This window comes from Williamwhitmania taraxaci, assembly GCF_900096565.1.
Classification (GTDB): Bacteria; Bacteroidota; Bacteroidia; order Bacteroidales; family Williamwhitmaniaceae; genus Williamwhitmania; species Williamwhitmania taraxaci.
In genome coordinates this window covers 22,533-35,943 of the sequence record NZ_FMYP01000044.1, presented here as the reverse complement: position 1 = coordinate 35,943, position 13,411 = coordinate 22,533, and the positions used below count along the sequence as shown (strand labels likewise).

General features: G+C 42.5%; 8 protein-coding genes. 2 read left to right on the top strand and 6 right to left on the bottom strand.

Features of this window, described 5'->3' with window-relative positions:
• A partial coding sequence (locus tag BLS65_RS11725; RefSeq protein WP_317039065.1) for a group II intron maturase-specific domain-containing protein occupies positions 1-454 on the top strand: 454 nt, incomplete at its 5' end.
• Positions 455-641: 187 nt separating this feature from the next.
• Here BLS65_RS11725 and BLS65_RS11720 read toward each other — a convergent pair.
• The 4 genes from BLS65_RS11720 to BLS65_RS11700 form a co-directional block, all read right to left on the bottom strand.
• Positions 642-2,066, bottom strand: coding sequence for a restriction endonuclease subunit S (locus tag BLS65_RS11720; RefSeq protein ID WP_092439200.1), 1,425 nt, complete (start codon positions 2,064-2,066; stop codon positions 642-644).
• Positions 2,066-4,243: a type I restriction-modification system subunit M gene (locus BLS65_RS11715; protein ID WP_092439198.1), complete on the bottom strand. Its 2,178-nt coding sequence runs from the start codon at positions 4,241-4,243 to the stop codon at positions 2,066-2,068. The genes BLS65_RS11720 and BLS65_RS11715 overlap by 1 nt, the downstream gene beginning before the upstream one ends.
• 371 nt (positions 4,244-4,614) lie before the next feature.
• Positions 4,615-5,706, bottom strand: coding sequence for a site-specific tyrosine recombinase/integron integrase (gene xerA, locus BLS65_RS11710; RefSeq protein WP_092439204.1), 1,092 nt, complete (start codon positions 5,704-5,706; stop codon positions 4,615-4,617).
• A gap of 542 nt (positions 5,707-6,248) precedes the next feature.
• Positions 6,249-8,354: a M3 family metallopeptidase gene (locus BLS65_RS11700; RefSeq protein ID WP_092439194.1), complete on the bottom strand. Its 2,106-nt coding sequence runs from the start codon at positions 8,352-8,354 to the stop codon at positions 6,249-6,251.
• 216 nt (positions 8,355-8,570) lie between these two features.
• On the opposite strand from BLS65_RS11700, the gene BLS65_RS18305 reads away from it, so the two are divergent.
• Positions 8,571-8,738, top strand: coding sequence for a hypothetical protein (locus BLS65_RS18305; RefSeq protein ID WP_170830101.1), 168 nt, complete (start codon positions 8,571-8,573; stop codon positions 8,736-8,738).
• Between the two features lie 30 nt (positions 8,739-8,768).
• Here BLS65_RS18305 and BLS65_RS11695 read toward each other — a convergent pair whose 3' ends face one another.
• Both BLS65_RS11695 and BLS65_RS11690 read right to left on the bottom strand, forming a co-directional pair.
• A complete protein-coding gene (locus BLS65_RS11695) occupies positions 8,769-9,938 on the bottom strand; it encodes a TlpA family protein disulfide reductase (RefSeq protein ID WP_092439191.1) in 1,170 nt (389 codons plus the stop codon).
• 202 nt (positions 9,939-10,140) lie between these two features.
• Positions 10,141-13,113 carry a GH92 family glycosyl hydrolase gene (locus BLS65_RS11690; RefSeq protein ID WP_092439189.1) on the bottom strand — a complete coding sequence of 991 codons (2,973 nt, stop codon included), beginning with the start codon at positions 13,111-13,113 and terminating at the stop codon, positions 10,141-10,143.
• Positions 13,114-13,411: the final 298 nt, after the last annotated feature.

Genomic DNA, 13,411 nt, shown 5'->3' with positions numbered 1-13,411 from the left:
AAGCGAAAAGAGCTGGAGGACGCTCAAGCAAAAGCTCAAGACCATTACGCGCAAAACGACACCAAGCACCTTCGACGAGCGCATCCATAAGCTAAAAGAGGTTCAGCGGGGCTGGCTCCAGTATTTTCGCATTGCGAGCATACAGGGCAAACTTCGAGACCTCGATGGCTGGTTGCGCAACCGCCTGCGGTACTGCATTTGGCACCACTGGAAGAAACCTGAACGGAAGCGGAAAAACCTAATTCGGCTGGGAATTGACCATGATCACGCCTATGCGTGGAGTAGAACGCGAATGGGAGGCTGGGCAGTTGCCCAAAGCCCCATTTTGGGAACCACGATTACCCTTGATCGCTTAGGCAAAAGGGGGTATGAGGCTATGCTTACACATTACGAGAAAATTGCGCCACATCTTAATGAACCGCTGTATACGAGACCCGTACGTACAGTGGTGTGAGAGGCTCTCCCCGTCAGCCTAGCTGGCGGGGCAGCCTACTCGATTACAAGCTGGTGTTCTTCCTGTCGTGTTCTTTCTGTCCATTGTTTACTGCTGTCTTGGTGCGTTGGCTTGGTGGCTCTTTTGGATTTTATTGTTTGGCTTTGTGCGGTTGCAAAAAATACAAATGTGCCACCAAATGCGTTGGCTAATTCAATAATATTTCTTCTATTTCTTCACTTGCTTTTTTCAAGAGTTCTTTTGTTTTGTCTTTTAGTTGTTGGGCTTGTTTTCTAATGCCTGTAATGTGGTCGGCAATTTCTTTTTGTTTGTCAAGCGGTGGAACTGGAACCAACAAAGATTTAATAATTGGAATTGTTATGTTGCCTTGTATTGCTCCAATTTTATCTCTCTCAATTAAATCAATTAGCAATTTGCAGTTTAAATAATACGAAAGGAATTCTCTGTTTAAAACTTTATCAGATTTAAGATTAAACTTTATCATAAAAGAACCGAAAGCAAAACCGTCAATTTCTTTTGAAACAAGAGAAACAACGCCAATTGTTCCGCTTCGACTTATTAAGAAGTCATTCTGTTTAACGAAGCTATTACCTAACAATTTTCTTGCAATTTCAGGAAGGAATACAACTTTGTCAATGACAATTTCATTTCTTCTTAAATCCTTAATTCTGAGTAATGGAACACCACTTTCTACATAATCATTAGTAAAAGAAGCACCATAATTTATCTCATTTATTTCTTCTCCTATTCTACGACTTTTATATTTTGAATTTACAATAGATGCCACAAGTTTATGGAAGTAAACTTGATGGTAAGCTGGGTCAAATCTTTTTCCTGATATTTCATTCATTGAAACTGTAAACATTCTGTTCGTCAAAATATTTTCAGGTGGTGTAGGTAAAGTAATTCCTAACTCTTGCAGTAAGTATGTGTCAATGCTTCTTAAAATATTTGCAGCAGTTGCCTCATTTTTTGACTTTAACTCAAAACAAGTATTGAAAATTGCTTTGACTTTTTCTTGAATACTTTTATTGGGTATCGGAATAACAACATTTGATAATTCATCTTGAGTAATGGCAGGATAATTCCCGCCACTACTTCTTTGTTCTAATTGCAACAATGAAAACTTTTGTCTTAAAACTGCAAATAAGTATTCCTTGTCAAATTCCTCTGTTGTTAAACTCCGAATTACAGCAAAACCAGTTGAAGCAATTGAAAAATCATTTTCTCTTTTGACAAAAGAGATAGCACCTCTATTTGGTCGTGTAGTTGAAACTATAATGTCATTTTCTCTAACAATCATTTTAGCCCTACTCGGAGCATCTGCAATATCTACTTCAGAAAGGTTCTTTATGTCACCCGATAACGTGTCTATTTCACTTATTTCAATGTATGGAAATGTTGAACTAAAAAAATCTTTTTGATTCCAAGTTTCATTAGAGAACTTAACTACTTCGCCAATACGCTTATAATTATTTGCCTTTATTTTCTCAATGTTATCTTTAAAAATTTGTCTATAAAAATTCGGGTCAAGTCGATGTTCAACTTGGCTTAAATTTAGAATAAAAACTTTGTCCTTATTCAGTGTTGGAGATATGGTAAAACTGCTCATTAGTCCTCTGTTTGCTCTATATGCTGAATAAATTTGTATAATTCCTTGCCTATTTGTGGCAATTCATTTTTTCCTGTTTTACGCCCAGTTGCGTCATAATCTATGTCATCAGCAATTGCCATAAATATTTGGTAGTCGTCAAGAGTTTGCTGTTTTGTTGCAAAATATTTTTCAGTCATTTCGTCCTTCAAAAGATTTACTTTGTCTGTAAATGCTGCTTGCAATTTTGTTTTCTCGTCTTTTATCTGTTCAGCAATTTCTTTTTTAGTTGCATCAGGGTTCTTTTTATTTGCTGCTACTTCCAGTTTTTTTATTTCTGTGTTCTTTTCTTTTTCCCACTTTTCAATTGTTGCAACATATTTATTGTTTGTTCGCAACTCTGCTTTTATGTTCTGTTTTTGTGCTGAAATTTTCTCTGTGGTTTTTACTTTGTGCTTGCGTAGGAACAATACTGAACTTTTAACTCCCGCACCATTTGAAGTAAATGCGGTTTGCGGCATTGAAACAACAGCCACAATTCTAAAAGTATCTTCCAAATGGTCTCTTACATATTGCATACTACCGTTGGTGAGAATACCATCAGGAATAACAATGGCTAAAAAACCTCCTGGACATAAAAACTTGTAACACTTTTCTAAAAATAAAATCTCTGTGTTTTGTGATTCTCTTACTGTGGATTCAATTGTGCTTTTAATATTTAGCCAGTCTGTATCTTTTGTTCCAAGTTTATACAAACCTAAATAAGCACTCATACTTTGCTTTACTACACTGCCAAATGGCGGATTGGTGATAATAAAGTCAAATGAATTGTGCTTAAATTCTGCATTTATCCTTTGCAATTCCGTTTCGTCAAGCAGGCCATCTTTTGCAATTACGTTTGTATGTCCGTCATCGTGAATAATCATATTCATTTTAGCGATTCGGGCAATTTGTTCGTTTATTTCAATTCCGTAAAGTTTCTTTTCCGCAAAGTCGTGCCAATGGTTATAATGCGATAGTGCTTGTTTTGTATCTGTTTTGTGTTTCGGATAAATTGAATTTGCCTGTTGCCTTACTTTGTCTAACGCATAAAGTAGAAAACCACCACTTCCGCAACTGGTGTCAAGCACTCTGCTTTCGTTGTCAATTGGTAAACTTTCAACTATAAAACTTACAATTGTTCTTGGTGTAAAGAATGCACCAAATGAACCTCTAAAGTATGAACCTGTAAAGGTTTCAAATGCTTTTCCCTTACTGTCGAGGTCAGTTTCATTTAAGTTTATCCGTTGCAAATATTTTACAACCTCACGAACTTCTTCGGCTGTTAGATTAATATTTTCTTTGAAAACTTCGGGGTCTTTTTCTTTACCTACTTCATACAGCCGTTCTATTCGTTCTAAAAGTTGTGCTGCTGTTTCGTTATTGAAAATTTGAAATTGATATGGTTCACCTTCGTTGCGTTCAACAAATTTGTTTTTGTCATTGAGCTTATATTTCTCGTCCCAAATTTTACAGAAAATAAGTTTGTCAAACTCGTCAAATGCTCTTGATTCGTCTCGTTTACCACCCCAAAGAACTTGATGTGCTTGAGTAAATACTTTTACAAGTTCGCTTTCTGTAACGGTTTCAAGTTCAAAAAATTTTTGCTTTTGATATTCTACAAGTGGTTCTTGAATATTGCCTGAACTGTCTTGTTTGATGCCACCTTTTACATATTTATATGGAGCAAGTGATGTAACACCAAATTGTGGAATGTCTGGAATGATAACTCTTTCGGCTGGTCTAACTGTTGGAATTTCAAAGTAACTGTCTTTATTGCCTTTGGCTGTCCAAACAAATTTTGCTCCTTCCGAAACTGCATAATCGCAACCTTGTTTTTCTGCTTCAGTAAATTGAAATTCTGAAACATCAGAACTCTTACACTCTACAACTATGTATGGTTTTTTGTGTTCCTTGTCCTCATAAACAATGATGTCAGCTTCGCCAGTTGATGAAAACTTCTTTACCGAAACAAACTGTTTGATTTGGACAACAGGATAATTATAGTGAAGTATGAGTTTTAGAAATGTTTCTGCTTGAACTTTTTCTTCAGGATTGTTGTAATTCCGTCTAACATCTTGATGAATATAAGTGATGCTACCATTCTCGGTATCAATCCTAATCAGTTTCTTTTGTATGCCCGTCTCAATTAAATTCATTATCCTTTTTCTTGTTAATTTATTAGGTCGTAAAGATAAGTTTTAAAACCCTGTTTCTGTCAAAAGTTGCACTCAAATTGTCACTTGTCCACTTGTCGGGTGGTGGGTGGGCTTTGGGTGCGGTTGGGCAAAATTAAATGTGCTGCAAATGCGTTGGTTTGTGTGTCGGCTTGCAAATGTGCAGTTTTGTGCGTTGGCTGTTCATTATATCGTTTTTCTTTTTCTGTCTTTAAGTAGCAAATTGTCTGCTGTGTAGTTTTCTTACACTTGCCCCTAACTCGGTTATATGTGTGATAAAATCACACAATACATGCCCTATTGGTATGTATTGTGTGAAAAACATACACAATACACAAATGTATAAATCTTTATCACATGGCATCAAAAGGTGAACGAATTTTTTTCAGGCCTGTTATGCTTACATGCGTGTAGATCTCGGTTGTCTTGCTGCTTTTATGCCCCAGCAACTCCTGAATGTAGCGCAAATCGGTGCCGGACTCTAGCAAATGAGTGGCGTAGGAGTGCCGCAGCCAGTGCAGCGTTACAGGTTTGGATATCTTTGCCTTTGTCAAGGCTTGCTTCAACACGCTTTGTAGGCTATATTCGCTATACTGCTCTCCCTTACTCTGCCCTTCAAATAGCCATACCTTGGGTTGGTAAGCTTTATAGTACTCCCTCAGCATGGCCAGCACTCTCTCCGAAATGGGAACTATCCTATCCTTGTTCCCCTTGGCATTCCGGATGGTTAATACCCCCCGCTTGCTGTCAACATGGGCAGGCTTAAGGTGCAGCAGCTCACTTCGCCTCAGCCCGCAGGCGTATATCAGGCTAAGCATGGTGCGGTGCTTAATGTTGGCATGTGCTTCTAGAATCTTCTTTACCTCCTCCTTGCTAAGCACGTTGGGCAGCCTATGCTCGCGGCGGGGTCGCTCTACCTTTTCTACATCAAACCGGCTTCCGTAAAAGGTTTTGAAGTATAGCTTCACGGCGTTTACCACCTGGTTTTGGTAGGAAAAGCTGTAGCTGTTGGCCAGAATGTAGCTGTGGTTAAACTGCTCAAGGTCGGTGTTGGTTATCTCGGCTACGGGTTTGTTGGTTACCTGCAAAAAGTGCTTGAGCGCATTCTTATAGGTATCTATGGTGCTTTCGCTATACCTCCGCTGTGCCATATAGCGGGTAAATGCGGTAATTGCCTCGGCAACCTCCGGCGATACGGGTGTTTGTATTGCTTTGGGCGGTATTCTGTTTTCCCCTTTGCTGAGGGTTGCATGTTCTTGCGTGAGCCGCTTCAGCTGGTTGTAGGCTTGCTCGCTCAGCGGGATATGCCATAGGCGCAGGGTTTGGCTCCACTGGGCATCGTCCACCTGTTTTACAAGTTTTACAAGGGCTGCATCGTATGCAAAGCGTAATGCCAGTCGGGGCTCCTTTTTATAAAGGATTCGTTCGGTTACTATTGTTTGCATGTTGGGGCTTATGCTAAGAAATTGGTTAATGCTTAAAGCTAAAAGTCCATTTTCTGTATATAAACAACTGAGATTTCGTTTTGTGCTGTGCACATGGCTGCGCGCTTGTGCTGTTTGTCCTTTTTTAAATTGCCTCTCGAAGAGGAAAATTGCTAGGCCGAGAGGCAAATTGCTTCTTTAGGAGGCAATTTGCTTCTCGGAGTGAGAAAAAGGTATCTCGGAGAAGCAAATTTGCTACTGAGAGAGGGAAAAATGCTAGTTGGAGAAGCAAATTTGCTACCCGGAGAGGGAAAAATGCTACTCGGAGAAGCAAATTTGCTACCCGGAGAGGGAAAAAGGTATCGCGGAGAGGCAATTTTCTCACTCGGAGAATCTAAAAGGTTACTCAGAGAGTTGGCTTCGACTCTCGCAGCAACAAAGCCGACTCTCGGCGCTAGAAGCTGGTTTGCTGGAAAGCTTAGCTGGCTTGTTCTTGCCTCTTGCTATTAGCAAAACAAAAAGGGCGTTCAACCGAACGCCCTTTCTATATTGTTTTTGAATGGTTATTTGTCTAAGCCTCGCTTCTTAAGAAGTGGAATTGGGCTTGGGTCTTGGCCTCTAAACTTGCGGTATTGAACCATACCCTCGTCGTTGCCACCCTCGGTGAGGATGAACTTACGGAATTTGGCGGCAATATCCTTGTTGTAAAGGTTTCCAGAGTCTACGAACGATTGGAATGCATCGCTGTCGAGCACTGCTGCCCATAGGTAAACGTAGTATCCGGCTGCGTATCCACCAGTAATATGGCTAAAGAAGGTGGTGCGGTAACGGGGAAGAATCTCGGGAATAAGGTGAATCTTATCCATGCTCTCCTTCTCAAACGCATTTACATCAACCTGTTTTGGCGCGGTAAAGCTGTGCCAGTCGAGGTCGAGGATGGAAGCTGCAATGTATTCAACGGTTACAAACGCTTGGTTAAAGGTCATGCTCTTCTCCAACTTAGTAATAAGCTCTTGAGGCATTACTTCGCCAGTTTTGTAGTGCTTAGCGTAAACCTTTAGCACTTCGGGTTCGCCTGCCCAGTTTTCCATAACTTGCGATGGAAGTTCAATCATATCGCGAGGAATACTGCCGGCAATGCGCTCGTATTGGCCATCGGTAAACAGGCCGTGAAGGGCATGTCCAAACTCATGAAAAAGGGTAGAGGTTTCATCCCAGGTAAGCAGCGCAGGAGCATCGCCCGCTGGACGGGTAAAGTTTGTTACAATGGTAATTACCGGAGTAATTCTCTTACCATTTTCGTACGATTGACTTCTGAATCGACCGCACCAAGCACCCGAGCGTTTGCCTGGTCTTGGATGGTAATCCATGTAGAGAACTCCAATATGTTTTCCGGTAGAATCTTTGATCTCAAAGGCATCTACTTCAGTATGATATACCGGAAGGTCGGGCCTCTTGGTAAAGGTAATGCCGTATAGCTTATTGGCAACGTAGAACATTCCAGTTCTTACATTTTCCAACGAAAGGTATGGCTTAATTTCGGCTTCGTCGAGGTTATACTTCTCCTTGCGTAGCTTTTCGGAGTAGAACCACCAGTCCCAAGCTTCTAGCTTAATGTTGGCACCTTCGCGGTCGGCAATGGCTTGCATTTCGGCAAGGTCTTGCTTTGCAACGTTCAGCGCTGGTTCCATTATTTTATTTAGGAAATCGTAAACCGCCTCAGGGGTTTTTGCCATATTGTTGCTGATAATATAGTCAGCATAGGTTTTGTATCCCAATAGGTTTGCTCTTTCGGCACGTAGGTTTGCAATTTTAAGGATATTTACCTTGTTGTCGAATTCGTTATCGTTGTTGCCGCGCATGTTGTAGCCCATGTAAATTTTCTTGCGCAGTTCACGGTTTTGAGCATACTGTAGGAATGGAATCATGCTAGGCTTTTGAAGCGTAAACACCCATTTGCCCTCCATGCCGTCTTGCTTAGCTTGGTCGGCTCCGCTAATAATTACGTCGGCAGGCAAACCAGCCAGGTCGGCCTTATTGTCAACAACCAGCTTAAAGTTATTGTTTGTTTCAGCAAGAAGGTTCTCGCCAAACTTAAGCCCCAGCATGGATAGCTCTTGGTTAATTGCGCGAAGCTTAGTTTTGTCGGCCTCAGAAAGGTTTGCACCGTTGCGCTCAAAATCGCTGTAATATTTTTCTACAACTCTAATTTGCAGCGGGGTTAGCTTGCTTTTGTTGCGGTTTTCGTAAACTGTTTTAATCCGCTTGAAAAGCTTCTCGTTAAGCGATATATTGTCGCGGTGCTTAGTCGACATTGGCGATGTTTTGCGCGCAATTGCTTGCAGTGCAGGAGAGGTATTTGCTCCATTGAGACTTCCAAATACCGATCCAACCTTGCTAAGTAAGGCACCACTCTTATCGTAAGCCACAATGGTATTTTCAAAGGTAGGTGCCTTTGGATTGTTCACAATGGCATCAATCTCGGCCTGTTGCTGCTTAATACCTTCTACAATTGCCGGAATAAAGTGGCTGGTATCAATCAGGTTGAAAGGTGGCACCTTAAACGGAGTAGTGTACTCCTTAAAGAAAGGGTTTCCGCCGTCCTTTGGCTGCGCCATTCCTGTTGCCGCCATTAGAGCCATAAGGCTTACAAGTGCTATTTTTTTCATGAGGGTGAAGTTGGTTTAAATAACAATTTAGGTTTGATTACTACTTGGCTTAAAGGTTTAAGATAATTTGCGTTACTGCACGAATCTAATAATATGGTCTGTGCATTTCATCGCTTTGTGTTTTTCCATTTCTAACGATGTAAAGAAAATAAATTCTTGTTGGATTCTTATAAAAAGATACTTTTGTTACCAATCGAAACCGTAAAGCGTAGTTGAATGAAGAAGTTATTAGCGTGTCTTACTATTGGTGTTTTAATGGCTGGGTGTGTTTCAGTAAAGCGCCACAACCAGCAACTTGTCGAGAAAAGTAGCGTTAACGAACTTCGTTCCGATGTTGATTATATTAATCATAATATCGTTAGCCGAACAGGTCTCCAATTGTAATTTTATGGTTCGCTGTAATGTCCAGTTCTCTTAGTTCAACAACTCAAGAATCTTCGTTTCCAATGTATCCGAAATATTTGCCCCTATAAGCCGATCTGCAATAACTCTCTTTTGGTTTATTAAAAAGAAAGTTGGGACCCCTGTTACGCCGTACTGTCCGGAAACGGTTCCGTTATCACTTAAGCATGGCATTTCAATTTTTTGTTCTTTCGCAAATTTCTGGAGGGCATCAACCTTTGTCCTTTTGTCTACATCGATATAGAGAAAGATCACATCTTTGCCTTGCATTTTTTGTCTCAGCTCGTTGATTTGTGGGATTGCTTGCCTGCAACCGCCGCAAAATTCGGAGGAGAACATTATTACTACAACCCTCTCTTTCAGTTGATTTAGCGAAAGGCTATCATTGTGGTTGGTAGGCAGTGAAAAACTATATGCCAGTTTACCAACTCCCAGTTTCCCTCCAAAGGGATCATATGGGATAAAGTTGGAGGGGATGTAATCGTAAATAGATATTGTTTTATGTTCTATTGTTTCAAATGCGAATTCTTCTTCACAAATCATTGGGGCGTTGCTATTATTGTAAGTTATATTTTCGAAATAATGGGTAGGCAGGTAGGTTGACCTATTAAAGGTAATTTCGATGGTTTGCCCTGTTATATGTTTATATGTCATTTTGGTTGGTTTTGCACCGCTGCTCAATGCGTAAGCCGAGGTGAATTTTAACTTGATATGCTCGCTATCAGTGGTCAGTGTATATGGCTCCTTGTTTAGTAGTATGAATTCCAGTTTGTTTAATAGCGGAGTGATTCTATTACTGTTAATTAGTATTGTTTTTGTGTCGAAACCTAAGGAACCATAATTCACGGTTCTAAACTTTTTGTCGTCTATTTTCAAATAAAGCATTTCCGATCCATCATAAATGTCAACGAGATGTTGGTTGACATCTGCATAAAACACGCTATCGATGAGGGTATATCCCCATATTGAATCGTTTCTTGCTCGATAGTATTCAGTTGTTCCTTTAGAATCTCTACAGGTGGAATCGGCGAAAACAAAATGCCCATTATAGGTCAGCTTAAAATCTTCCAGCTGTTTTAACTCGCCTATGATCGTTGATAAAACGGAATCATTGGACGTATCCTGTGCCTGAGTTGATATAGAAGTAATCAACAACAGTATAAATAGTAAACTCTTTCTCATTGGTATTGTCGGTTTTAGTGGACGGCATTGCTGTCAACTAACAATTGTAGTTATAATCTTTTGCTTTACCAAATGGTTTTATTGAATGAGAAGAATAGGTTGGAGGAAAGGCTTGAAAACTGGAAGTGGTTTGGTGTTTCTTTTTTTTAGATTAATAGTTCAGCGATGAATCCGACTTCGGACTTCCGTCTTCCGACTTCTCTCACTCTACCACAATCTCATCCACAAATATAAATGCGGGAAAACCTGCACCCAAGTGCCATTTGGGTAGCGCACCGTAGTTGCGAGCAATCACCTTTACGTAGCGGGCTGTTGTGCTAACCGTAGCCGAAAGGTCTTGAACGGTCGATGTCATTACAGTATCGGCAACGGTGTTGGCAACCTTGGCCGTAAGGTAGTAGGTAATGTCGTCGCTGCTGGTGTAAAACTCCACTACGGTAGGCATCATAATCCACGAACCAACATCTTGTAAAAATCCGGCGGCCACTCTCTTAATTGGTTGCTCGTTACCCAAATCGACTATTGCCTCAAAGTCTTGGTCTTGGTAGCCTTGCCATCCTCCAAGTCGGAAGTTCTCCGCACCGCGAATGCCATCAATCAGCCCTTCGGGGCCACCTGCGGTATACTGACTATTTACTTTCGAGGCAATGGTAATTTTGCGATTCGTCTTTACGTTGAAGAAGGTTCCCTCTACCACGAAGCTGGTATATTTTCCCGCAGCAACGGCCACCGCCTTTATGGTGCAAGTTCCAGTTACTATAATCGGTTTATTGCTCTGCATCCCCTTCTTGCGCGGGTCGCTTCCATCAATAGTATAAATGATTTTCGAACCTGCTTCGCCCGGTTGCAGGGTCACCTTTAGCGTATCGGTAAAGGTGCGGCTTTTTGCTTCAATCCACGGAATAGTTGTGCGACTTTTCTCGGCAATGGATGTAGCTGGTTCATTGCCCTCGCCAACGCCCCACTGCTTGTTGGGTTCAGTGCCTAAGTTAAAAGTTAGCTCCCCACCATTCATTATATCCGAATGGTTGATAAAACTCTTCGCGTAGCTGTTTTCGTTAAGGGTTGCACTTTGTATGTAGAAGTTCTTATCATTTACTTCCGGTGCCGAAATGGTAAATGATTTTCCGTTTTCGAGATGAATTGTTGTCTTTGGAAACCAAGGTGTGCCAATGGCATACTGGTTGCTGCCCGGACAAACAGGGTAGAAACCCATTGCGCTCATCACCAGCCAAGCGCTCATTTGTCCGCAATCTTCATTGCCAATTAGCCCATCGGGCTTGGCCGAATACATCTCATTCATAATTTGGTGCACGCGCTGTTGAGTTTTCCACGGTTGTCCCAAGTAGTCATATAGGTAGGCCATATGATGGCTTGGTTCGTTGCCGTGAGCATACTGTCCAATTAGCCCGGTGATATCCACCTGCTCGCGTCCGCTGAGATTCTGTTCGGTGGCAAAGAGCAAGTCGAGTTTGGTTGCCAGCGCACCCATGCCGCCATGTAGCTTCGCCAGCCCCGTAATATCTTGCGGCACATAGAAGCTGTATTGCCAGCTATTGCCTTCGGTAAAGTTAAAATCTACCTCCGTTGGGTTAAATGGTTTCTTAAATCCACCATTAATGCGTGGCCGCATAAACCCAGTTTCGGGGTCGAACATGTTGCGGTAATACTGCGCACGCTGAATGTATTCGTTGTAAACCGCGCCTTTTCCCAAATCTTTTGCTAGCTGCGCAATGCACCAATCGTCGTAGGCATACTCAAGTGTTTTCGACACGCCCTCCGACTCCAAATCGCCCGGAATGCATCCGTGGCTGCGGTAAACATCCAACCCAAAACGATTTTGTGTTGCGCTGTGTTGCATGGCCTCAAGGGCAAGGTTAGCATCGAAACCGCGAATCCCCTTCATGTAGGCATCTACAATCACAGGAACCGAGTGGTAGCCAATCATGCAGAAGGTTTCGTTGCCAGCCAACTCCCACACGGGTAGCAGACCGCCGTTTTTGTAATGCGAGAGAAAGATGTTTATGAAATCGGTAGTTCTGCGCGTGTCAATAATCGTCATTAGCGGATGATAGGCGCGATAGGTATCCCACAACGAGAAGATGGTGTAAGGGGTAAACCCCTCTGCGGTGTGCGGCTTGAGGTCGGTGCCCAGATACTGCCCATCGGCATCCATAAAGAGGTTGGGAACCAACATGCAGTGGTAAAGTGCCGAGTAAAAGGTGGTTTCTTGTTCCTTTGTTCCTCCCGAAACCTCAATTTTGCTCAGTTCGCGGTTCCAACTGTCGAAGGTTTGCTGGCGCACAGCGTCAAAATCCCAACCGGGAATCTCGGAGTTGATGTTTGCCAACGCGCCATCAATGCTTACGGCCGAAATGCCCACCTTAACCAGAATTTCTTCTCCGGCCTTGGTTCTAAAGCGAAAGTTACTCTTTAGCTTTTTTCCTACTACGCGACTCTTTTGGTCGCGAGCAAGCGTTTTGGGTGCAAGTGGGAGCGGCACTAGGGTTATCTCTTCACCTTCGGCTGCGGCAGTAAATGCGCCATCGATAGGTTTCGAGAAACGAATTACAAAGTATACCGATTGGTTCGTTGCCCACGACTTAGAGCGGCGGAATCCGTGCACCTCGTAGTCGTTTACCACCTCAATCCAAGCATCCAGCACTTCATCGCGGTGTTCAAGATCCAGCAGAATGTTGGCCTCCTTACTCTTTGGAAACGTGTAGCGGTGAAAGCCCACGCGGGCTGATGCCGTAAGCTCTACCTTCACCTTAGGTTTATCGAGAAACACGGTGTAGTATCCGGGTTCGGCCTTTTCGGTCTCCTTCCGGAAAGGGGAAACGTAATCATTGCTTGTAGTTACCGGTTCACCAATGGTTGGCATCAAAAGAATATCGCAGTAGTCGGCCACGCCCGTGCCGCTGAGGTGCGTATGCGAAAAGCCGTAGATTGCGCTATCGGAGAAGTGGTAGCCCGAGCAGCCATCCCATCCCGTGAGGCGCGTATCGGGGCTCAGCTGCACCATACCAAAGGGAGCCGTGGCGCCGGGGTAAGTGTGGCCGTGGCCTCCGGTTCCTATAAACGGGTTTACCTTCGAAGCAGGGGAGAAGGGTTGGGCTGTAATAGCTATTGGTGCGCAAAGAATCAACGATGCTAGAATTCGGGAAAAGTTCATCGTAACAAGGTTCGTTGGTTAGATGCGTAAATCTACAATAATATGACAATGCAACAATAGAACAATGTGCCAAAGCAACAATGGAACATTTGGATGACAAAACAACTTTGATATTAACTCCCATTGCTTACTTTTCTGTGTTACTAATACCCCACCTTCGAAGAATTTTTACCACCGTGTTTATGTTGGTTGAGGAGTTTGAAAAGTATAAGTAGCGGTTATTCTCTGGTTCTCTTCCCAATCATTCTTACTGCCATTGCTACTCGAAATATTTTGTGTAGGTTTGATCTTGCACCTG

Excerpts from the sequence above, each read along its gene's own strand:
- BLS65_RS18305 (WP_170830101.1), top strand. The coding sequence starts at position 8,571 with ATGAAGAAGTTATTAGCGTGTCTTACTATTGGTGTTTTAATGGCTGGG.
- BLS65_RS11720 (WP_092439200.1), bottom strand. The coding sequence starts at position 2,066 with ATGAGCAGTTTTACCATATCTCCAACACTGAATAAGGACAAAGTTTTT.
- BLS65_RS11695 (WP_092439191.1), bottom strand. The coding sequence starts at position 9,938 with ATGAGAAAGAGTTTACTATTTATACTGTTGTTGATTACTTCTATATCA.
- BLS65_RS11700 (WP_092439194.1), bottom strand. The coding sequence starts at position 8,354 with ATGAAAAAAATAGCACTTGTAAGCCTTATGGCTCTAATGGCGGCAACA.
- BLS65_RS11690 (WP_092439189.1), bottom strand. The coding sequence starts at position 13,113 with ATGAACTTTTCCCGAATTCTAGCATCGTTGATTCTTTGCGCACCAATA.
- xerA (WP_092439204.1), bottom strand. The coding sequence starts at position 5,706 with ATGCAAACAATAGTAACCGAACGAATCCTTTATAAAAAGGAGCCCCGA.
- BLS65_RS11715 (WP_092439198.1), bottom strand. The coding sequence starts at position 4,243 with ATGAATTTAATTGAGACGGGCATACAAAAGAAACTGATTAGGATTGAT.